16 protein-coding genes are annotated in these 21378 nt (G+C 46.5%); 8 read left to right on the top strand and 8 right to left on the bottom strand.

Features of this window, described 5'->3' with window-relative positions; translation table 11 throughout:
* Positions 1 to 22 precede the first annotated feature (22 nt).
* The 6 genes from OLMES_RS14460 to OLMES_RS14430 all read right to left on the bottom strand — a co-directional run bounded on the left by OLMES_RS14460 (position 23) and on the right by OLMES_RS14430 (position 8224).
* Complete coding sequence (locus tag OLMES_RS14460) at positions 23 to 2803, bottom strand: Hsp70 family protein (protein WP_087464487.1); 2781 nt, start codon at positions 2801 to 2803, stop codon at positions 23 to 25.
* Between the two features lie 160 nt (positions 2804 to 2963).
* Positions 2964 to 4916 carry an Hsp70 family protein gene (locus tag OLMES_RS14455; RefSeq protein ID WP_087461917.1) on the bottom strand — a complete coding sequence of 651 codons (1953 nt, stop codon included), beginning with the start codon at positions 4914 to 4916 and terminating at the stop codon, positions 2964 to 2966.
* 13 nt (positions 4917 to 4929) lie between these two features.
* A complete protein-coding gene (locus tag OLMES_RS14450; RefSeq protein WP_087461916.1) occupies positions 4930 to 5535 on the bottom strand; it encodes a DUF2760 domain-containing protein in 606 nt (201 codons plus the stop codon).
* 389 nt (positions 5536 to 5924) lie between these two features.
* Positions 5925 to 6239: a YebG family protein gene (locus OLMES_RS14440; protein WP_087461914.1), complete on the bottom strand. Its 315-nt coding sequence runs from the start codon at positions 6237 to 6239 to the stop codon at positions 5925 to 5927.
* 275 nt (positions 6240 to 6514) lie between these two features.
* Positions 6515 to 7006, bottom strand: a complete 492-nt coding sequence (locus OLMES_RS14435; protein ID WP_087461913.1) for a hypothetical protein — start codon at positions 7004 to 7006, stop codon at positions 6515 to 6517.
* A gap of 177 nt (positions 7007 to 7183) precedes the next feature.
* Positions 7184 to 8224 carry a DUF6160 family protein gene (locus OLMES_RS14430; RefSeq protein ID WP_087461912.1) on the bottom strand — a complete coding sequence of 347 codons (1041 nt, stop codon included), beginning with the start codon at positions 8222 to 8224 and terminating at the stop codon, positions 7184 to 7186.
* 393 nt (positions 8225 to 8617) lie between these two features.
* On the opposite strand from OLMES_RS14430, the gene OLMES_RS14425 reads away from it, so the two are divergent.
* The 3 genes from OLMES_RS14425 to OLMES_RS14415 all read left to right on the top strand — a co-directional run bounded on the left by OLMES_RS14425 (position 8618) and on the right by OLMES_RS14415 (position 13810).
* On the top strand, positions 8618 to 10138 hold the full coding sequence (locus OLMES_RS14425; protein ID WP_087461911.1) for a DUF4214 domain-containing protein: 1521 nt from the start codon (positions 8618 to 8620) through the stop codon (positions 10136 to 10138).
* A gap of 268 nt (positions 10139 to 10406) precedes the next feature.
* Entirely contained in the window at positions 10407 to 12383 is a 1977-nt protein-coding gene (locus OLMES_RS14420; RefSeq protein ID WP_087461910.1) for a methyl-accepting chemotaxis protein, read from the top strand.
* Between the two features lie 188 nt (positions 12384 to 12571).
* Complete coding sequence (locus tag OLMES_RS14415; RefSeq protein WP_087461909.1) at positions 12572 to 13810, top strand: polyamine ABC transporter substrate-binding protein; 1239 nt, start codon at positions 12572 to 12574, stop codon at positions 13808 to 13810.
* A 109-nt stretch (positions 13811 to 13919) separates the two neighbouring features.
* Here the strand turns inward: OLMES_RS14415 and OLMES_RS14410 are convergent, their stop codons facing one another.
* Positions 13920 to 15167, bottom strand: a complete 1248-nt coding sequence (locus tag OLMES_RS14410; protein ID WP_157678318.1) for a prohibitin family protein — start codon at positions 15165 to 15167, stop codon at positions 13920 to 13922.
* 45 nt (positions 15168 to 15212) lie between these two features.
* Positions 15213 to 16862: a cyclic peptide export ABC transporter gene (locus tag OLMES_RS14405; protein WP_087461907.1), complete on the bottom strand. Its 1650-nt coding sequence runs from the start codon at positions 16860 to 16862 to the stop codon at positions 15213 to 15215.
* 316 nt (positions 16863 to 17178) lie between these two features.
* On the opposite strand from OLMES_RS14405, the gene OLMES_RS14400 reads away from it, so the two are divergent.
* The 5 genes from OLMES_RS14400 (at position 17179) to OLMES_RS14380 (ending at position 21377) form a co-directional block, all read left to right on the top strand.
* The gene (locus OLMES_RS14400) at positions 17179 to 17943 is read left to right on the top strand and encodes a cupin-like domain-containing protein (RefSeq protein ID WP_087461906.1); all 765 of its coding nucleotides are present in this window, start codon (positions 17179 to 17181) and stop codon (positions 17941 to 17943) included.
* A 108-nt stretch (positions 17944 to 18051) separates the two neighbouring features.
* Positions 18052 to 19344, top strand: coding sequence for an IS4 family transposase (locus OLMES_RS14395; RefSeq protein ID WP_087459477.1), 1293 nt, complete (start codon positions 18052 to 18054; stop codon positions 19342 to 19344).
* A gap of 262 nt (positions 19345 to 19606) precedes the next feature.
* Positions 19607 to 20524, top strand: coding sequence for a cupin-like domain-containing protein (locus tag OLMES_RS14390; protein WP_087461905.1), 918 nt, complete (start codon positions 19607 to 19609; stop codon positions 20522 to 20524).
* 121 nt (positions 20525 to 20645) lie between these two features.
* Entirely contained in the window at positions 20646 to 20846 is a 201-nt protein-coding gene (locus OLMES_RS14385) for a hypothetical protein (RefSeq protein ID WP_087461904.1), read from the top strand.
* A 63-nt stretch (positions 20847 to 20909) separates the two neighbouring features.
* Positions 20910 to 21377 (top strand): MerR family DNA-binding protein, encoded by a 468-nt coding sequence (locus tag OLMES_RS14380; RefSeq protein WP_232465106.1) that lies wholly within the window; start codon positions 20910 to 20912, stop codon positions 21375 to 21377.
* Position 21378 lies beyond the last annotated feature (1 nt).

The following is a 21378-nucleotide window of genomic DNA, read 5'->3' as shown; positions in this document are numbered from 1 at the left end:
ATTACAATGTTGTGACGTTTTGTTATTCTATTAATTTCAAACCGGCAGGCAGTGATTCGCCAAATACTTTCTTGGTGTCGGCTTCGCTGAGTTCAGTGACCTCTTCCATAAACCCGACCCATTCTTTCGGGCATTTGCTACTGGTTAGCTGAGCAATGATACGGTTTCTCAGATTATCGTCTATATCCCTGTCTCGATCACCGCATAGGCGGGCCATCATGACCGCAGCGAAAGCGGCAGGCTGGCATTGTTTCCAGTCTGCCTTCAGTGTTGTTTCCAGCCAAGGGGTTATGTCATCTTTATGGACTACATTATCAAGGTAGCCATGGAATGGAATGCGTGATCCAACCCGACCCAGAGCCCACCAACTTGTCAGGGTTTCGCTTTTTTTCTGGAGTCGCTTGACTAACCAATTCCCTAATTCTGATTTTGAAGCGACTGGTAAATGCTCCAAAGACGCAGCCAGACGTACCATGTCTTCGTAAGATTTAAGCTTTACTTCAGCCATTGTTTTGCGGCTTTGCAACGATTTGGGATCGATGTAACGTCGTATTGTGTTATAGATTTCCTGTTGCTGTTCCTGGTTTAAACCACCTGAAATACGACGCCAGAAAATCCACCATTCACTCCAGGATTGATTCTCTTTATTATGTACAGGTTGCGGTGAAAAGAGTGGCCAAACCTGACTGATTCGCCAGTCGTCCAGTGGTGCACCGAAACCTGGACGCATGGTGTATCCAGTTAAATTCAACCAAACCCGTTCATGGGCCATCGTTCTTGTTCTGTTGCCTATACCATTGAGCATGACATCCGCCAAAGCACGGGAAAGCGCCGTATCCCATGTATCACGACTACCGATTGCTTTCTCGATATCGGCCCGTAATCGTTTAATCGCTTTCGGGTCGACCCCCTTTTTGGTTTCTCCATATACCAGGTCAACTTGTTCGATAATTTCGTTGAATCGTGGTGGCAGTTTTATTGATGGAGGGGCATTCGAATCGAGTTCCTGAGACTGTGCTGGAGAATGGGTATCAGAACCGGGTTGTCGGACTGTAAACTCAACGAGCCACCGGTGAGCGTCATCCGCACTGTCCACGCATTCAAGTTTGAGGGTGCCGACCTCGGTCAGGGTTGCTGCCAGCTCCACTGTACAAGACTGTGAATCTTCCGCGTTACCCGACAAAACAGAATAAAGGGGGGGAAGTGAGTTGAACTCTGCGCCCAACGCGCTAATCTCTCCGGGGTTGAACGCCTGATCGGAAGAGGTCGTCATAAGGTTGAACCGAACGGGCTGGCCAAGTCGGAGTTCGAATTTCCGGTCTACCAGCCTGATTTCAGTCTCTTCGTTGGTTGACTTGGGTAAGATGCAGACGCCCTCGGATTGCTCACTGCCGGTTTCGATCAACAGAAAGTAACTGCGCGCAGAGCCTCCACCTATTTTTAATTGTGCTCCTGATCGAGCCAGGCCGTAAGATACTGCACCAAAGGCAACGGCCAAGTCTGGCCGGGCGTTATTCAGCAGCAAAGACGATTTGCCAAGCCAATCATCTAATTGACCCTTAATCTTTGCGACTATAGCGGGAGAGTTAAAAACGCCGCCGTTAAGTAGCAGTGTGTCCGGTATCTCGGTGCTGTGACGCTGGATAAATTCTGCAAGATGTTTTGTGATAGCAGGGTCGGCTGCATAAGGCAGACCAAACTCGACGACGGCACTTTTGCGTCTCATCGGTCGATCCTGAATATCGACTTTGGGCAGAAAACCGTTAATCGCGATATCCACCACTTCTGAGCGCAACAAGTCGCAGGATTTTGTGCCGCCAAGCAATTTGCTGCCACTGCCAAGAACGGTTACTTTGGCTGATTCAGGCGCACCATCTTTTAGGAGCAACTCCTTCACTTTACGTGTCTGTTGTATCAGCTGTGCAAGTTGACCTGAATTTAACTTTTTGCTCCCTGCGAGCCGTTGTTCGCTGATTCTGGCCAGGGCAAGGTCGATATTGTCTCCCCCTAACATTAAGTGATCACCCACGCCCACTCGATCCAGTTGCATGCCCGCATCAGTGTCATGGCTCACTTTGATCAGGCTCAAGTCCGTAGTGCCACCGCCGATATCACAAATCAATACTGATTGGCTCTTTTCGAGTATGGTCGCAGCAGAATCGGAATGCCTGCCGTACCAGTCGTAACAAACCGCCTGTGGTTCTTCGAGCAAGAGTACTTCACGCAGCCCCGCTAAATTTGCGGCCTTGAGAGTTAGTGAGCGCGCAAGCTCATCAAATGAAGCAGGGATGGTGACGATGATTTCCTGGTCTTCCAGCGGGGCATCAGGGTGATCGTGGTTCCATGATTGTCGAATATGGAATAGATAGCTGGCGCTGGCAACAACAGGGGAAACCTTACCAACACCTTCACTTTCACCCCAGGGCAGCAACGGATTCTCGGGGTTGATTCCGGGGTGGGATAACCAACTTTTCGCGCTGGAGACCAAGCGTCCATCCATTTTGGCTCCGAGTTCCCGTGCCCAACTGCCGATTACGACTTGGTGCAGATCGCCGGGTAATTGGGCATCCCAAGGCAGTGCGATATCCGCTTCACTCAATTCGTTATCGATAGGATGGTAGCGAAATGAGGGGAGCAGGGGGCGTCTGCCTACTTCACCGGCGGCGACCAGTTGGTGAATTTCAAAGACATTGATTTCGCGGTGATCAAGGCGATGTTGTTTGTCCAGATAACAGACAACGCTGTGTGTCGTGCCCAGGTCGATCCCAACGATGAATTTGGCTTCGGAATTTGCGTGCGTCATGAGCTCTCGGTATTTATTTGCCTGATTCAGAAAAAACAAACCCGAGCCATGCTCGGGTCTAGCCTGTTTACGCTGCTCGACAATGCGGTTTCGTAAACATGACTTTTAGATGATCAAAGCGGAATATGGGTATTCCGTTGATATTGAATTTTATAAGGAATTATTCTTCTGTTTCAAACGATTCTTCGTCCAATTCAGATTCTTCGGAAACCAGCTCCTCAAGATCCGGTTTCTTATCCCTTACATCAAATTCGACTTGCCAGCGCTCATTGCCATCGCTTGGAATCGCTTCGAGACAGAGCGTGCCCACTTCAGTGACACGAGAGGCGAGCCTTACAGGCACCACTTGCCCTGCGACCCGACCTTCTACTGGCAATGTGGCCTGAATTTCAGGAAGCTCTTGTAGCTCTTCGGGCTCCCAAAAATCGAGGTGGGTTCCTGCCACATCTTCCCGTCGCACGCGAGAACCAAAAAAGCGAAAGCGTACCGGTTCACCCACAACCAATCCGAACTCCTGGCTTGGCACATCGGTTTCGGTGCCTTCTTCCATACCAAATGGTGCCACACAAAGCGCTTCCAGCGGTGGCTCCATTCCCGGAATCGCTGGCATCGCACTTTCTATTCCTACATAGTAGGCGCTTGCAATACCACCCTTGATCCTGACACCCTGACCTTGTTTAACGTGGCCATAGTAAGAGGCACCATTTGCTACCGCTAAATCAAGGTCGGAACCCTGTAAGAGCGTTGCTTCATCACGACCTGCAGCACTCAACCAGGAATTTAGAATAGACATCACGCGGTCTGCGAGTACCGGGGCTTTTAATACCCCCCCGTTGAACAATACCGCTGTTGGCTTGATGAATTCCTCTTCATCATGGCCGAGCAGTTCATTGGCAGCAGCATGCTGACGGGTCAGGAATGCAGCGAGATGGCGGGACATGCCCGGATCTTGAGCGTAGGGTAGGCCCATTTGCGTAAGTGCGCCCCGCGCTGACTGCATGGGCTGGGTATCTACGGTAACTTGCGGGAAGAAACCCTCTACCAATGTTTCCTGGACTTCGTCCTGGGTTAATTCTGTGCGGAGTGTTGATCCTAATAGCTTTGAGCCACGACTGGGTACTACAATTGGCATCGACTCCACTTCCGGATCGCTCAAAAGTGTTTCTTTCGCAGTTCGGCAACCATGTACTATCGCCTGTACCTGCCAGGGTTGCAGTGATTTTCCTTCCTGAGCGAGTTTTGCTTTGACCCGGTAAGCGAGCGCGAGATCCATGTTATCTCCGCCAAGCAGGATATGATCACCGATCGCGATACGGTTGAGAACCAGATTGCCATCGTCCTCAGAGACCGCTACAAGGGATAAATCAGTGGTGCCGCCACCGATATCCACTACAAGAACAATATCACCAACATTCACTTGATCTCGCCAGCCACCGCCGGTCATATTGAGCCAGTTATACACCGCTGCGAGTGGTTCCTCGAGCAATGTCATGTTATTAAAGCCAATTTTTCTGGCTGCTTCTGCGGTCAACTCTCGAGCGGCTGGATCAAATGAGGCCGGGACAGTAATGACCACTTCCTGATCGATTAGAGGATACTCAGAGAATGCATTATTCCAGGCATTCTGGAGGTGATCCAGGTAAGCATAGGATGCTTGTAAAGGAGATACCTTTTCGATCTCCTCAGGGCTATTCAAGGGCAGGAAAGGGGCTCTGCAGTCAACGCTGCTATGACACAGCCAGCTCTTGGCTGATGAAACAAGACGCATTGGTGTTTTCGCACCTAACTCCCGCGCCAGAGCACCCGCGATGCGATTTGGCTGCGCATCCCACGGCAAAGCCATGTCATCTTCGGACAGTTCAGACTCATGAGGGATATACAAAAATGACGGTAATTGATCTTTCGATTCGACGCTACCGGGTGATGTCATTTGCGGAATGGGTAGAACGTGGGTTGTAATCTCGTCTGCCTCATCATCCAGATCAACGTACGATATCACACAGTGTGTCGTACCAAGATCGATGCCGACTGAGTACCTGAAAGGGCGGTCACTGCCTTCTACCACATTCCCGTTTTCTGTAACGTCTTCGTGTTGGGTTGTTTCCGTAGTCATGTTCAATATTTCCTTATAGTTCTACTTCTGCCTGGGCAATGATAGAGGTATCGTGACCTGAAGACAGCTTCGGTAGCTTGACGTCTGTAACTTTCCAGCCTTTATGAACCAGCGTACCTGTAAATGGAGGCTCTCCAATAACATTACCTGTGAGCCTCACCTCGGTAGGCTTGAAGCCATTCTCGATGGTGATGCGGGTTTCTTCTTCTTCGGATTTCACCGGTGTAAAAGTGAAATATTCAGCGAGCGTTTTTTTCGCACCTTCGTGAACCACACGCGCAGCGGCACCGACATCTGAATCCGAAAAGCCCGTTAAATCTTCATTGATAAAATCAACAAAACGAGCGTCTTGTTGCAATAAGGCCAATAACTGCAAGGCTGATTCCGGTGTTGTATCTTTAAGTGTGGGTTTGGTTGGTTCGGGCTTGGGTGCTTCGGGAGCTGGGGGGGCTGTTTCAGTATTTGTTTCGGTGGTTTCCAGGTCTGTATTTTGAGTTGTTTCAGCTGATTTTTTTCCTGATTTGATCAGAAACAAGATAAAAAAGATCAATGCCAGCACTGCAAGAACCAGGTGTACGATGTCAATGCTTTGGGGTGGAGTGGAAAAATTAAAAGTCATAAGTTCTACTCTTGAAGTCTAAGTCAGGATGCTGATGTGACGGTCGTTGGTGGGGACCGCACCCTCGAATCGGGACGATTCTACCACGTCTGTTCTGAAATTTTTAACTCTATCGTATGGAAAAATAACCACAATATGCTACGGCATGTTGGTGATTCAGGTGCGACCAGTGTTCAGGAGCAGATATTGTTGGGCTCAGGTAACGAAAAAAGGTTTAAACCCGAGGATGCGGCTCGGATCATAGTACGATTTTAGCGTGAGACTGTATCAGGGGGGGGATCAGACTGGATACGGGGTTAGTGGGTTCTGTTATGGCGCCAAATCTGGTGCTGTCGAGTCGTGCAATGATGTATGTCTGGACAGCACCATTTGGTTCAGAATTACTGCGCTTATCCTGCGATTTTTGTGACGTTTTCAGCGCTGCTCTCTTTGCCATTGTCTATATCATCAGGCTCAGCATCTGTTTCACTTAAAACCTCAGGTTTGCCCTTCAATGCTGTCAGGAAACGCTCTTTGTTTTCAGCGATCAACATTGCGAGCTTCTCACACTGTGTTTCGCTGAGTTCCTCTAAATTGTTCTCGATAAAACACTGTATGTTTTCAGCCAATTCAAGTTTTTTATCGTGCGCATCGGCTTCTTTCTTATCTGTGAAAGTCCGCTTCTGGGGGTCTCTATCGCTCATATACAAGGTTACCAGTGCCATGGGTTGCTCCATACTGTATAAATAGACAGAGGTACTATACGTTGATGGATGTTGAGTTACAAGGGGATTTTTTAAACTTTGGAAGTGGTCCTGAAATTCGCCAGACAAGGCAGGATTGGCACGCAGGATTTAGTTCGCTGGCGTGCACATCGGAGCTTGGACAATTATTTTATCAGAGTCTGAGCAATCGTTTTATGAGAGTCTGAACAATTATTATACGAGAGCCTCAACAATCGTTTGATGAAAGCTTGAATGGCGGATTCGCTCCAATGTGGTTAAAGCACTTCGGAAGCTGGTGAAGTATCGTATTTTCGTATTGAAAAGGATTTACTTTTACCGAATTTTTCTATGAATCGGATTTGTTCATGGAAACCACGATTATTAATTTGTGTTGCAAGCTGTAATGCGGTTTGGATAACAGCTTCGTTTAACTCCTGACCAGACCAGGTTTGATCTGTTAAAAATTCAGGTAATGGTTCCTGGCGTGTTTTCTTAGTAAAAATATGTGCCATGTTGTGTTCGATTAGTATAACGCAAGGACGTTTTTTCCATTTAGCTTGAAGAAATTCAACATTCTGGCTTTGTGCCAAAGAATTCGGTGAGGAATCGTTAGGTTCGAAACCCATGGCCGTTGACCAGTCAAAAAGGTCAGGGCAGCTGTCTGCTAGATATTCATAGGTTGTCGGAATGCCACGTTCTACGAGATTCTTCATCAAGATTGGGTTGTCTTCCGCATAGATACTGGTTTCGAATTCGTAGCAAGGCATTGTCTTTCCCTTATTATTTTGTTGATGTGTACTGATATCTAAAGCGTCAATGGGAAGAGAATGCCCTCAAGTTTTTGAAAGTGATGGTCTTATAATGGGCACGGCAGCCGAGTCGATCGATCCTAACTGCCGTTTTTAGCAAGCGTGTGCTGAAAGCGTTAAGTAAACGCTACGCGATTAATGGCCGTATACGACCAAGTCAGCAGTGACGACAAAGTCTGTCATATAGACTTCACCAATGCTGGGGCTGGAGCCAAACTGGACATGAGGCATGTCGATATCCATTCTCAAGTCGATATCATACAGCGCGAGGCCGGCTACATTGTTTGATGTGCTGCTTCCTTCTCCCACTTTTGCACTAATGCTTGCCATACCAAAGTGACCTGTGGTGTCTTCCCCTCGTCGGTTATGGATTTTAACATCCTGGAGTTTCAATGCAGCGAAGTTGAATATCAGAAGTACATCGGCAACATCCCAGTTCACATCCAGGTCAGTAACCTCGAAGTGTGAGTCGAGTTCGAGGCGGGTGTCGGAAACAGTCATACTGCCGTTGGCTATGGTGCTTGTGCCTGTGCCGCCGTTGCGAATAATCAAGTCTGTGGGCCCAAGGTAACCTTCAATCGCCAAGTCGGAAAACATCGAGGTGCCGGATGCGGGGCCGCTACCGATTTGGTAAGCACTATCGGTCAGGGAAACCTGATCAATCGTCAGGCCAAAATCGACAGCACGGGTAAATGCCTCGATATTTTGATCGGAGCTGTTGCTGCTATTCACGCCGTTGGCAGCGCCTTCCAGGTGGATGACCAAGTCACCATCATTGAAGTTGTCTCCGGTCAAACTGCCTTGGTCGTAGGTCGCCAGAGCAGCAGCGACATCCGGGTTGCTGGAATCAATGAGGCCTTGTTTCGCATATTCAGCCAGGGTGGAGAAACCCCGTGTCAGGGTTTCGTTGTTCCCTGCGACATCAATGGTCAACAATATGTTGTCTAGAGCTGTATTACCAATACCGCCGAGGCTGAGATTCTCGATCAGCAGAAAGGCTTCGTCCTGGTAGGCAATCTCACCAATGTCAACATTTGCCGAGAGTTCGATTGAAATGCCACTTTGCCCAGTGATAGTGCCAAGTGAAGAGTCGTCGAGGGTTTTGAGATCTGAGTATACTGGTTCGGCAACAAGCAATGCCGCTAAGATCCCCGTACTTTTTTTCAGGCCGTTCATGGGGGTGTCCCTATTTTTTGTGATTGTGTCTAATTTATTTTTTTAGTCATGCAAGAATATGAGTAACCTGTCTGTTTTTCCGAGATGCCATTCACAATTGTTTACGTAAACCGGTTTAAATGAAACATAAAAACAGCGTTAAAAGTCGCTAACTGTCTTGAAGAACGTCGCTAGGCAGGGGGAACAACGAGAATTTTTAATGCTGGAGTGCAAAAAGCGCTATAGAAGTCTATATCGCCGGTGTAACCAAATAACGGTTCCAAATAGCGTGAGAATGAGCATTTTGTGCACTAGTATTAGATAATTAAAACAGAAACAAATGTACAACAACATTATGGTCTTTATTGCCATGGCCATTCTTTTCATGACCATTAACTGCATGGTGATTGTGGTATGTCGGTAAAGGCACAGCGTTTGAAAACGCAGGATCGAATTTGGAGAGGTGTCAGTATGCAAGCTAAACACAAGGCAGGTTTAATTTCCTGGCTCGGGGGGCTATTCGCACTGGTGATGACAACCGGTGTGCAAGCTGCAACAGAAGAATCAATCAATGCTGTTCATGAAATATACGTATCTTATTATGGGCGACCTGGTGATCCCGCAGGGGTGGCTTTCTGGTCTCAAGTGCTCGATGATAATAATGGACGGCTGGATTTAATTATCAATGATTTCGGAACATCAGCAGAGTATACAGAGCGTTTTGGTAGTCTTTCTACAGAAGCGCTTATTTCGAATCTTTACCTTCAGATGTTCGGGCGAGAGGCTGAAGCTGCTGGGGCAAAATTCTGGGCAGACGGTATAAACGCGGGTCAAGTAACGCTTGCCCAGGCGGCGATAGAAATCGCAGGTGGGGCACAGGGTACAGATTTGAGTACTTTGAACAATCGGGCTGGTGTGGCAAAATTGTTCACGAACGAAGTTGAAGCGCAAAACAAAGCGTACACAAAAGCAAATATCACTGAAGCGCGGGATATGATCCTGAGTGTTGATAGCAACACGGATGTGGCTACGTTCGATATACAATCAAGATTTACTGCATTTGCATTGCCTTCAGAGAACATAAAATCAATACCCGCTCCGGTTTCAACGTCCAACTCGGCTGATCTTGCAGTCGGTGCCGTACGGGGGATCAAAAAAGCCATAGCCAATTTGAACACCACTAACGCAACCAATCGATCAGGCTTGATTGCCAATGGGTTTGGAAGTTCCCCAACCGGAATTCTGCTGACCACAGAGCTTTGCCTGGCTGGCAGTGCAAACCTGGATTTTAATGCGGACGGAACCCAAGTGGAGTTTTACTTTAACGAATGCGCTTATGACGGTGGTTACTTTAACGGTGGTATGGCGTTCGAAAGTACCGTAGATCAAACTGCTATTTTAATGACGTTCACTGATTTTGTGTCCTACGATTTTGCTGCAGACTACTCGAGTCTAATGGATGGTTTGATCTACCTTTACTACTCCGACGATTTTAATGATTCGATTATGATCTATGAAGGTCTATCATTCGCCGATTCTACGGGAGATGAGTATTACATCGAGTACGCAGAGATTACCTGCACCAATATCAACAATGTTGATCTAACCCATTGTGATTTTGATGAAGCAGAATTCGTCGATTCCTTTACCGGAGAAACATATTACATTGAGGATGATGAGGTCGTTCAGACGGGGGCAGGATGGGAGGCATCGGCAACAGTCTATGATACGGAGTGGGGTTATATTGTTGTAGAAACCATTGAAGATCTGGTGCTGAACTGCAGCAATGGCTCGATTGGGGGCGGAAAAATCACGTTCGAAGGTGCAGAGGGTTCAACCGGGACGGTTGAGCTGGTTTCCTGTGATGAATTCATCGTAACGATAAATGGTCAGTCTACAACCTACAATTGGTCGGATTTTGCGAAATCAAAATGAACGAATCAGAATATTAACTTGATGCCTCAGAATCGCTGTGACGAGCGCCAGGCACAATGGGTTCCCGGTGAGTTCAAATAACTAATTGGCTTACCGGGTCTTATTGATCCGGCTTAAATCCCCGAAACATGCTCAAATTCCGGTACATCGTTCAAGTGCCGCGTGTCTTTATAGTTAGTTGTGCCGTTTTTATCTTCAGTTTCCGTTTGACTAATGCGTAATACCTCCTATTTATTTGTATAAATTTGGCCGAAATGAGGACGAAAGGATGATGTCTTTACGCACTAAGCTCTCAATTGTTACTGCTGTACCTATTTTTATGGTATTGGTTTTAAGTTCAATGCTGTGTTCTACTGCTTTAGAGGAATCTATACAAGCCGAGTTAACGCTGGAAGTTGTTGATGTAATCGGTATTTTGGATCGTGTCGCTCATCAACACGCTGTAGAGCGAGGATTAACTGCCGGATTTATGGGCTCAAAGGGGGAATCCGGGCGGGACAGACTTTTAGGGCAGCGGGAAGTCGCGGATGAAGCGGAATCCGCCCTACGGGAACTTCTCAATAGTCGCGAGAGTCGATATGACTGGCTTAACAGCACAAATATCCAGCAACTGGGAAGGCTTCTTGATAAAAAACAAGCCGTGCGGAATAAAGTTGATCAATTGGATCCGACTGCAACACCATTCGACTATTACTCTAAAGTTAACGATATCGCGTTGATGGTGATAGAGGAGTCAATAAAGCAGGTTGAGTCTGGCTCAGTTTATCGCCAGTTGGACAGCTTGCATAATATCTTGTGGCTCAAAGAACGTGCGGGCCAATCAAGAGGGAAATTGAATGGTGTCTACGCCCGCAAGTCTGCATCGATCGCATCCTATTCTGATATTGCCCACTATATTGCTGATTTTGATGCCCGTTTTCAAAGCTTGAAAAATGATCAGATTATTTTGATTCAGACGCTTGTGAATGAATTGGTTCAAAAGCCGGTTTTTGCTCAGATTGAAAAAATCGAAGCCAGTTTTGCAGCGCAAAGTGATTCACTCAGTGCCATCAAAGGGCCGCCGCCTTCGGAGTGGTTTCCCTTGGCGACAGATAGGATCAAAGTTATTAAACAACTGGCGGATGCCATGTCCGAGAAAAGTAAAGGACTGGCAAGTCAAGCTCATAATGCTGCTTTGGCGAGGTTATATACGATAGTTGTCGTCGCTGTGGTTCTAATCGGTTTGGTTTCGTTCGCTGCGTTGAACATATCACGTAATCTAATAAAGGGAGTAAGGAAGATACTTCATGTATTCGAAGAGGTGACAGTAAAAAACAATCTCAAAGTCCGTTCCGAAGTCGATAGCAAGGATGAAATAGGGGATATAAGCACGAAGCTGGACGGTTTTCTGGTCTGGTTTGAGAATCTTATACTGGAGCTCAATGCATCGGTTGTGCAGTTAAAAACTGCAGCAGTGCAGTTCAGTGAACGTTCACGCTCCAATAAGTCCCTCGTAGATGAGCAGAACCGCGATGCTCAGTCTGTTTCTTCAGCGATTACCGAGATGTCTGCGAGTATCAATGAAGTGGCGTCAGCAACTTCCAGCGCAAGTGAATTGTCCATACGGTCCCGTGAACATAGCGAATCGGGTTTGAAGCATACACGTGAAACGGTATCGGCGGTGCACAAATTGACAGAGAATTTAAATGGTTCTTTTGAGCTGATTCAAGAATTGGCCCGGAATAGCCAGAATATTGGCTCAATACTGGATACAATTCGTGGCATAGCAGAACAAACCAACCTGCTGGCGCTAAATGCGGCTATCGAAGCTGCCAGGGCAGGGGAAGCTGGACGTGGATTTGCAGTGGTTGCTGATGAGGTACGTGGTCTTGCGAGCCGGACTCAAGACTCAACAGAAGAAATTCAAACCATGATTGAAACCCTGCAAAACAACGCAGCGAAAGCAACACATAATATGAAGCAGGGTGAAGAAATCGCTCAGCGTAGTGTACAGTCAGTTGAAAGTAGTGGTCAAATGATCGCCGAGATCCATCAGAATATCAGCGATGTCAACGAACGGTTTTTGCAGATTTCTGCAGCCGCGGAAGAGCAGTCCTCCGTTTCTGGGGAAATTGCAGGTAATATCGAATCGATTGCCCACAAATCTGACGATATATTAAGTGTTGCCCGAGAGGTCGAGCAATCCGGTGTGGAAGTGTCCCGGGTGAGCGACCTGATTCAACAGAAAATAGCGCATTTCCATTGATTAAACCGTTAAAAATTTGAATTTATCATTGACTGTAACTCTACATCCTCGGTTTCGTGCAAGGGGATGTAGGTTTGCTCAAGTTGATGCCGCTAAAAAAGTATGGTATTTCGAGTACTTCAGCCCGCTTTCTTATTCTACACTAAACGCTATACGCCCGAGTTCTTTTCAAGGAATGTTAGTTACTAATGGCAAAAAAATCCGTTCTATTTTTCGTTATATTGATCGTTTGTATAGGTATTGTGGGGTACTTTGGTGGTGCACTGAAAGGGAACAATCAAAATACTGATTCAGTGTTCCAGAGCCAAGGAAGTGAACCGCCAATAGAGCTTAAGGCGCTGCTTTGGTCTGGGTATATTAATGAGGATATTATTGCCAAGGCTGAAAAAACGCTGAATCTCAAAATAACGCTTAAGACTTTTGACAGTAATGATGAGTTTGAAAGAATTCTCGGCCTCACGTCGGAAAACAGGAATACGCAGATCAATGTAGATTATGATTTGCTGATGCCAACGGATTTTATGGTCTCCAAACTCGCAGAGCGAAAGTTAATTCGGAAAATCGATTATGAGAGCTTGACCAACTATCAGAATATTGCACTGGATATTCGGCGCCAGGCGCTGGCTCAGACCCTGTTCCAGTACGCCGTTCCCTATATTTATGGCAGTTTGGGCATTGGTTATAACTATTGGGAAATCGGGAATATTGTGTTTCAGTGGAAAGATCTGTTCGAACCTGATTCCAACGTACTCTTTAAAGGTAGAATAGCCATTTCGGGGGATGCCCGTAACAGTCTCGGGATTGCCTTAATGGCATTGGGCAAGTCCCCCAATACTCGAGTCAGGTCTGAAGTAGAAGACGCGGGTCGTTATCTTAAAAAGATTATCGGGCAACATGATATTCAGCTGCTCAACACCGGTATGGCGAAGCGTCTTGGCGATCAGGAGTTGTTGATCTCCATGGCCTGGTCAGGAGAAATCGCACAACTCATGTACGAAGCGTCATCAATCGTTGATGAAGACTTCTCCAATGTTGGAAAAATCGTGCGTTTTTCATTGCCTGACGAGGGGGCGTTGGTATTTTTCGATTCATTTGCTATCCCCGTTTCAACCACAAAGTCAGACGCAGCCATGCAATTTATTAATTTCCTCCTTGATCCGGAAATCTCGGCTGAAGTTACAAACACGTCGTTTTATGCAACGGTGAACAAAAAAGCCACTCAATTCATCGAGCGGGAAATTATCAATGGACCGGCGTATTTTATACCACCACATGGTAGTTCCGTTTTCTCGCGTGAGTATCTAGGGGCGGATGAAGCGATCTATCGCGAGGTCTGGGATGATGTCGTTCGCTATCAAAAAAATCGGAATTCAGCTCAGACGGAATATGAAGACGGGCGCAGCAAGCAACTCTTGTGGAAGTTTTAATGCGGAAACGAAGGATAGCATGATTGATCTCGATGATTGTGAGCTATCGTCGAGTGTCAAGATCACCGGGAACTCAATCGCTTGAGTTAACCCGGTAAGCTGAACCGGTTTAGAATGTAATTTTGAACTTACGCTGCAGTTGTTCCTGATTTGCCAGTGAACCATTTAATTCATCTTCTTTCAGCTGTTTGGCGGCATCAGTGTGTTTATGACGGGTGATTTCTTCCGGAATCGGTTCAGGTGATTCGGGAGGAATTGGATTTTTGTCCTGATTCACGTTGGACGCAGCAGTATTCGCGATTGCAGATGACTGTATTGAATCCGTAGACATGGGTATTGATGGGTTATTCGGCAGATTCATCTGCAGTCCATTCATCTGCGGATTAACCGGTGCGGAAAGGGCGTCACTTGGCGTATTCAGTATGAGTGGAAGCCCGTCACCCCCATTACCGATCACCACCAGTTTGCTATTGTTTGATTTGGCCAGTTCCAGCGTCGCCCGGATACCTTGATACTTCAAATATTCTGGAGTTAAACCTTGGTTGATGGTTTGCTGGAAGATTTTAATCCCGGCTGATTCAAGCTGTTTGCGTTCAATCTCTTTCTTTTCGCGTTCGAGAATATATTGGTACGCGAGAAACTTTTGTTCTTCCTGAAGTTTAATCTCGATCGATTCCGCAACGTTGTCAGGCAGTAAAATTTCCTTGATAAGCAAATCATCAAGAATAATATGCCGTTGTTGAAGCTCACTCAGGGCCATCAGGACGATGTTTTGGATAATGTTGCCCTGGGTCGCGTAGATATCTTCAGGCTCGTATTCCCCCAGAACCCGGCGAATCACGGCTTGGGTTTCGGGTATGACCACGCGTTCGATGTAGTCGGGACCGACAAATTCATGCAGATGATAAAGTGTTTTACGGTTCGGCATAAATCGAACTGAAGCGCGTATCCGGATTATCAAACCATTTTTTGATAACACGGTGAAACGGGTTTCAAGTTGTTGTACCCGCACTTCATACTTGTGCATGATATTAAACGGGTTAATTATATGTAAGCCGCCACCATAGACGCGCTGTTCAACGCCATCGTCGAAACGCTTCCAGAGGACGCCGGCCTCGCCGGGATAGATGTTGATGAAGATACGATCAAACAGATAGGCAACGAAAAAAAGTATAACCAGTATACATACGAGAAGCGGGACTTTGATTCTGCGCCAAACAGGGGTAACGCGCTCGGCTACTCTATCATCCCAGTTTTGTTTCTCTCCTTTTTCCGAGCCATCGGCTGGGGAAGGATCTGGCACCGGTTCATGTTCGGGACTGTGCTTGTCCTGGTTTTCTTGCGGGGTGTCTTGCATACCCGGATCCATTATCTCTCGATTTTATGTGAATGAGTTTAACTGTTATAAATGCGGTTTCGGGTTTTGAATCACTTGCCCGGAATCCAGTTTAATAATCCGGTCTGCGATATCGAAGTAGTGATCATCATGTGTTGCGGCAATTACCGTTTTTCCTTTCAACTTCATTTCAGGAAGAATCGTTTCATAGAAATAGCGACGAAAATCAGGATCCTGATCGGCTGCCCATTCATCAAAAATATAGACTTGTTTGTCTTCAAGTAATGAAGTCACTAACGCCATTCTTTTTTTCTGGCCGGTACTGAGGTTCAGGTCAGATATTTCGTTGTCGATTATTTTACAACGGTGTGCTATTTCCATTTTATTCATCAGTTCATCGATCTTGTCCGGGTCATCAGTTGTTATGCCATATAGATGTTTGAACATATGGAAATCACTGAAAATAACTGAAAACAGGTTCCGGTATTCAAGAATGTTATTTTGATGCAGCGAAACACCATCGAGCTTTATCTCCCCGGAAACGGGCCTGTAAAGCCCCATAAACAACTTTAGAAACGTTGACTTGCCACTTCCGTTGCCACCGATCATGAAAATAATTTCACCCTGATGAATTTCCAGGTTGATGGGCCCCACTTGAAATCCATGTCCATTGCTTTCTGAATTCTGATAACGAAATGTCAACTGCTCACAGGATATGGTTGAAAAGCTCGACTTGGCCCGTTCCGGTTCGAATCGGTCAATATCGCCCGCAGCCTCCTGTTTGAATGCATCCAACCTGTCCTCAAGTTCTCTTATATTGATAATCGAGATATTACTCTTGGCGACTAATGGTGCAACCCCCACAATTTCTGCAAGTGGGCCGATCACGAATAACATGATGGCAGCGATTTGCGGGATATCTCCAGTGGAAGACGGGTTGACCGTTGGAATCAGAAAGATAATGGAGGCCATCAGAATAAAAGTAAAACTCTGGGTGAAAACATTCAGGTGATTGAAGGTCAAGCCAGTTTCAATTTTGAGTGTTTCCATCTCCTTCGACAGGGGAATCAACCGTTCCTGGTAGTAACTATTGCTCTTATGGGCATTGATTTTCAGCTCTTTGAACCCATCCAGAAGCTCCTCAACAGATTCAAAGTATTGATTTTGTTTGTCTGATGCCAATTGGAGCTTTCGGTTTAAAGTCTTTTGTTTAGCGAAAAAGTAAACCAAACAGGCACCTGTGGTGGTCAATGTCAGCAAGAATGCAATTTTTGAGACAAAGGCGATAAATAATAGCGCGAAGAGCACCATGATCAATGAGCCTGTGGCATTGATGATGAACGGTGTGTACTGGGAAAGGGTCAGTGTATCCGTGTTGAGAACCGAGAACATATGCCCCCGGCCGACCGACTCAAAGGCTTGCAAATCAGTCTTTCGAATTTTGTCCGCTATGCGTTTGCGTATATTTTCCAGGGCATGTTCGACCTGGGTAGTGTTGTAATTCAGCGTGTATTTTTTGCTCAGCCAGTACGCCGCCAATGCAACGATGAACATCAGCAAATAGCGGAGATTTAGTTCGTGGGGGGCAGCGTTTTGTGCCGCATGAATAACAATCACGGCAATCATGCCGTTCAAAGCGCCACTGATAACGACCATTGCGAGTGAATAGTAATTGAAGTCGTCATGTTCACGCCGAATAAAGTTCAGAAATTCCATATTGTGAGCCGGCTAGTCGATCCCATTATGTGTTGTAGCGGTTATGCAAATATCTATCGTGTCGTACAGAGTAGTCCGTCATACAAGATTCGTTAGATCCTGGCTGTTTGACAGAATTTGGCCTTAGCAAATGATCCCTATGCTTTCATGAATGCTGTGAGAGCTTTAAGTTGTATAAATCGGGAACGGCGAAAGATTTCAGAGCAGAAAAAATCCTGAAAGGTATTTCTGGTGAACTGCGTTAAATTAACTATATTAGAAATCGATGAAACCTCAAATCACATTCCTTACAAATTTACAAAAAAAGTAACCTACCATGCGCAGACAAGAAACCCCCAGGGATGTTGTGGAAAATTGTCCGATTGATCGACTATCGATTTTTGACATTAACCCAGTATCCTTTCATCAGAACTACCGACTTGAAAGTAAACCCCTGATTATTACGGATGTGTTACAAAATATACCCGAATGGACTCTCGAGTTACTGGAGCGGGAAGCTGGGCAACTCAGTTTTCCCGTGAGGTGCTATGGCGCTGGGCACTTCGACAAGCCTAAAGAAGAGTGGGGCAAATATTGCGAATACCGTGAAATGGTATTGCGGGACTATATTCTGGAACTCAAGACCCGGTACGCCCAACAACATAATCATTATATGGGACAAGTGCCTGTCGGTGAGACGCCATTGGCCCGCCTGCTCAGGGAGCCCTTGGGCCATCTGTCTGAAACTCTGGATATGGAAAAAGCGTCCGATATGGCGATGTGGCTCGGACCAACAGGGCATACGGAGCCATTGCACTGGGATTGCGGTGAAGGAACAGTATTGATGTTATCCGGAGCGAAAAAAGTGGTTCTGTTTGCACCCGAACAATCCGCTAATTTGTATCCCTTCCCGCTCTATGGTGGACCTGCAGCGCCCTGGTTTAGCAAGGTGTATGTTGATAAACCCGATTTAGACACATTCCCCAAATATCGAGAAGCCGAAAAACACAAAATCGAAATTACATTAAACGCCGGAGAAGTCCTCTATATACCAGTGTACTGGTGGCACGAGTTAAGCAGTATTGGTAGTGGTGACTCATAGGTAGAACATTAAGCAAAAAAGCAGGGTAACTTGATGATATTAATATGGATTCATCCTGCAATAAGGTAGATTGTTAGTCGTCAAACACACTACCGACCCTAAAGCAGAATGAATCAGCGTAAATTTACCACATTTCTTGAAAAACTCACCCATTCCCTCAACCCAGAAAAAATTACTGAAATCGCTAAACAAGAAGATTTCTGTGTGCGGCAGAGACGAATTACGCCTTTTAATCTAGTCACATGCCTGGTTGCAGTGATGGCCTCGAGCACCATAGAAAGTGTGGCAGACATTCAGCGGCGGTACTGCGAGTGGTCGGAGAGCAATATCTCTTATCGGGCCTTTCACAATCAATTTTCGAAGCCCGAGTTTCCTGAGTTTATGCGCGAAGTACTGTCATCACTCCTCACAGATTGGTTGCAACCCTCTCTGGCTTTTCCAGAAGGCCACTCTTTTCATCAGTTCAAACAGATTCTGATTCAGGATGGCAGCTCGTTTGCTGTGAAGGACTCGTTGAAGAAATCGTTTCCTGGTCGTTTCAAAACCATCAGCCCTGCCGCTGTTGAACTTCAAGTGACCATGGATCTTCTAGCAGATCAGCCCTGTTCTATCTCGTTGACCCCCGATACCGCCAGCGAGCGGGACTACCTCCCTGAGCCCCAAACGCTATCCGGGTGTTTGTTGCTGCTTGACCGGGGGTACTTCGATCTGGAGTGGTTTCAGAACTTGCAGGATACTGGAGGGTTTTATATCGCGCGGTGTAAGAACAACATTAATCCAGTCGTCGAGGCTGCTTATCGAGAAGATGGAAAAATGCTGAAGCACGTGAAGGGAAAGCCGCTGAAAACAGTGCAAGGCAAGCTGTTCAAGCGACAACGTACGGAATTAATTGTTTCCTGGAAAAAAGGAAAGCACACAATCACCGCAAGATTGGTTGCTTGTTGGATCAAGCGGGAAAAGAAATTCTCCTGGCTGATAACCAACCTTCCTCAAGAGCAGTTTTCTCTGGACGAGGTGAGTGAGGCTTACCGGCTTCGCTGGCAAATCGAGTTGTTATTCAAAGAGTGGAAATCCTATGCCAATCTACGGTGCTTTGATACCGGCAAGGAATCAATAGCAACCGGGCTAATCTGGGCGGCGATTACGGCGGCACTCATGAAGCGTTTTATTTGCCACAGCGCACAACGCATACTCGGCAAAGTGCTATCCACTCGAAAAGCTGCGATGTGCTGCACAGTGACTTTTTGCGATACGATGCTCGGCATCATGCGCGTTGACCGAAAAGCAACTAAGCTCAATGCGCGCAAATTGATTAACTTTCTTGGGCGTTATGCTGGACGTGCTCACCCCAAAAGAGACTGTGATTCGGGTAAATTCAGTTTGGGTCTACAGCTCTGTTAGGTGGCTTAATGTTCTACCTATGAGTGGTGACTACACATGCTCAGTGAACCGTTTCTGGCGAGTAAAACCCATGCGCCGGTTGTCCAGGAATAAAGTCGGTATGGCGCTTTACCTGACTCAAATGGGTCTGATGTCTGTGAATCGCCTGGCCCAGAGCCTAAGGTAAAACGCTTTGCTCAGGTGAAGTTTTGTTAGCCAATAGATTTTTATTTTCGGAGATTCTCCGAAGCTTTCTTTAACAGTGATCAATGGATGGATAGCGATGAAGAATAACCCGGTCCAATCTAGTGAAATCGTAAAAACCGTAGCAATACCTGAACTGTCTCCCCATCAATTCTATCGATTTGAAAGTGAATACCACCGTTACGACAAGCCAGTGATTCTCCGTGGCAAGGTTGCGCATTGGGGCGCTGTGAGAGAATGGACTCCGGAGTATTTCCTCGCCCATTATGGGAATCAACCGGTTACGCCCTCCATTAACTTGCCGAAGCAAGCGACACCCTACGAAAGTTATGAAACAAATCATCGGGAAAAGATGATTATGTCGGAGTTTTTACACCGCCTCTCGGAGGGACAAAGCTGTTATATTGATCAGAGTGATATTTCACCGTTTCAGGGATTGGAAAATGACTTTGAGTTTTCCGAGATCGCAAAGCCTCCCATCGCATTCGTAAGCTTATGGATTGGTCATGACACTCGCTCTGGCCTGCATTACGATAATATGGACAACAGTTATGTTCAGGTTTTCGGCAAGAAAAAGGTATGGCTTGTGCCACCCGGCGAGAGTCGATATGTTTATCCATTTGCCGATTCTGTTTCCAAAAGCAAGATAGATCCTGAAAATCCTGATCTTCAGAAGTATCCGAAATTCGCTCGTGCAACGCCATTGATTGCCACCCTGGAACCAGGGGATATGTTGTATTTCCCGAGGGGGTGGTGGCATCACTTCAAATCGATAGGTACATCTGTCTCCTTATCATGCTGGCACGGCCAGACGCTTACTGTACAACAACAGGTAAAAGCCGTGAATGATGCTGGTGTCCATTTGTGGGGACAGATACTCCGGGATTTTATGTGGCATGGCGTTTTTGGTAAAGCATATCAACAACGATTGTTCAGCACGCCACCCACAGGGAAGATGCTATATGATCTAATCTTTCCGCCTGGAAAAACACAGTGAACATGAGGACATAAGGCATTGGTAGTTTATCGCTCTGGTCAGGTATCGAAAATAAGCCACACTTGTAGAAAAAATAACCACCTTTAGTGAAGCCCAGGAAAGTACCGAAGCAATAAATCAAATGATCGAACGACTACAACGTGGCTCCCAGCGCGCTGTTGCGGCTATGTCAGGCAGTCAGATTGCTGGAACAGCCACCTTGGATAAGGCTGATGCAACCGAGATTACGGCTGAAGCGGCACGGGACACCGCCAAAACCCGTGAAACACTTGCTGAAATAGGCAGATCCATTCAGGAAAAAGTGAATCGATTCAAAGTGTAGTGGGTTCATGCCGAAGACGGAGAAACGAAAGGTTTTGGTCATCATTCCAATTTATGGTTTAGAATGGAAGCCAATAAAATTTGGGATCAGTTCGATATCATGAGAGTTAATGAGATAGCAAAGACCGTTGGTGTGACCCCTGATACGGTCCGGTTTTATACTCGAGTGGGCTTATTACAACCGGTGAAAAGCCCCGCAAATGGGTATAAAATTTATGGCAATACCGAGAAGAAACGCCTGATTTTTATTGTTAAAGCCCGTCATCTCGGTTTTTCAGTCAGTGAAATACAGGAAGTGTTCGACTTGTCCGGACAAGGTAACTCTCCATGTTGTCGTGTGCGGGAAATAGTCAATAAACGATTGCAAGAGGCGCGAGAGCGAATCGCAGAACTCGAAAAATTAACAGGCAGGATGGAGTTGGCCGTGGCATCCTGGGAAACTATGCCCGACTCAGAGCCGACAGGGGAGTCGGTCTGCGGTCTCATTGAAATGTGGGAGGATAGTGAGCTACCTTTGTCCGAGACGCTTTAAT

The sequence above is a fragment of the Oleiphilus messinensis genome (genome assembly GCF_002162375.1).
In the GTDB taxonomy this organism is placed as follows: Bacteria; Pseudomonadota; Gammaproteobacteria; order Pseudomonadales; family Oleiphilaceae; genus Oleiphilus; species Oleiphilus messinensis.
This window is presented reverse-complemented; position numbering and strand designations above follow the sequence as displayed.

Coding starts and splice junctions, on each gene's coding strand:
- OLMES_RS14420 (WP_087461910.1), top strand. CDS start 10,407: ATGATGTCTTTACGCACTAAGCTCTCAATTGTTACTGCTGTACCTATT.
- OLMES_RS14440 (WP_087461914.1), bottom strand. CDS start 6,239: ATGGCACTGGTAACCTTGTATATGAGCGATAGAGACCCCCAGAAGCGG.
- OLMES_RS14450 (WP_087461916.1), bottom strand. CDS start 5,535: ATGACTTTTAATTTTTCCACTCCACCCCAAAGCATTGACATCGTACAC.
- OLMES_RS14455 (WP_087461917.1), bottom strand. CDS start 4,916: ATGACTACGGAAACAACCCAACACGAAGACGTTACAGAAAACGGGAAT.
- OLMES_RS14425 (WP_087461911.1), top strand. CDS start 8,618: ATGTCGGTAAAGGCACAGCGTTTGAAAACGCAGGATCGAATTTGGAGA.
- OLMES_RS14390 (WP_087461905.1), top strand. CDS start 19,607: ATGAAGAATAACCCGGTCCAATCTAGTGAAATCGTAAAAACCGTAGCA.
- OLMES_RS14430 (WP_087461912.1), bottom strand. CDS start 8,224: ATGAACGGCCTGAAAAAAAGTACGGGGATCTTAGCGGCATTGCTTGTT.
- OLMES_RS14435 (WP_087461913.1), bottom strand. CDS start 7,006: ATGCCTTGCTACGAATTCGAAACCAGTATCTATGCGGAAGACAACCCA.
- OLMES_RS14405 (WP_087461907.1), bottom strand. CDS start 16,862: ATGGAATTTCTGAACTTTATTCGGCGTGAACATGACGACTTCAATTAC.
- OLMES_RS14400 (WP_087461906.1), top strand. CDS start 17,179: ATGCGCAGACAAGAAACCCCCAGGGATGTTGTGGAAAATTGTCCGATT.
- OLMES_RS14385 (WP_087461904.1), top strand. CDS start 20,646: ATGATCGAACGACTACAACGTGGCTCCCAGCGCGCTGTTGCGGCTATG.
- OLMES_RS14395 (WP_087459477.1), top strand. CDS start 18,052: ATGAATCAGCGTAAATTTACCACATTTCTTGAAAAACTCACCCATTCC.
- OLMES_RS14460 (WP_087464487.1), bottom strand. CDS start 2,803: ATGACGCACGCAAATTCCGAAGCCAAATTCATCGTTGGGATCGACCTG.
- OLMES_RS14380 (WP_232465106.1), top strand. CDS start 20,910: ATGGAAGCCAATAAAATTTGGGATCAGTTCGATATCATGAGAGTTAAT.
- OLMES_RS14410 (WP_157678318.1), bottom strand. CDS start 15,167: ATGCAAGACACCCCGCAAGAAAACCAGGACAAGCACAGTCCCGAACAT.
- OLMES_RS14415 (WP_087461909.1), top strand. CDS start 12,572: ATGGCAAAAAAATCCGTTCTATTTTTCGTTATATTGATCGTTTGTATA.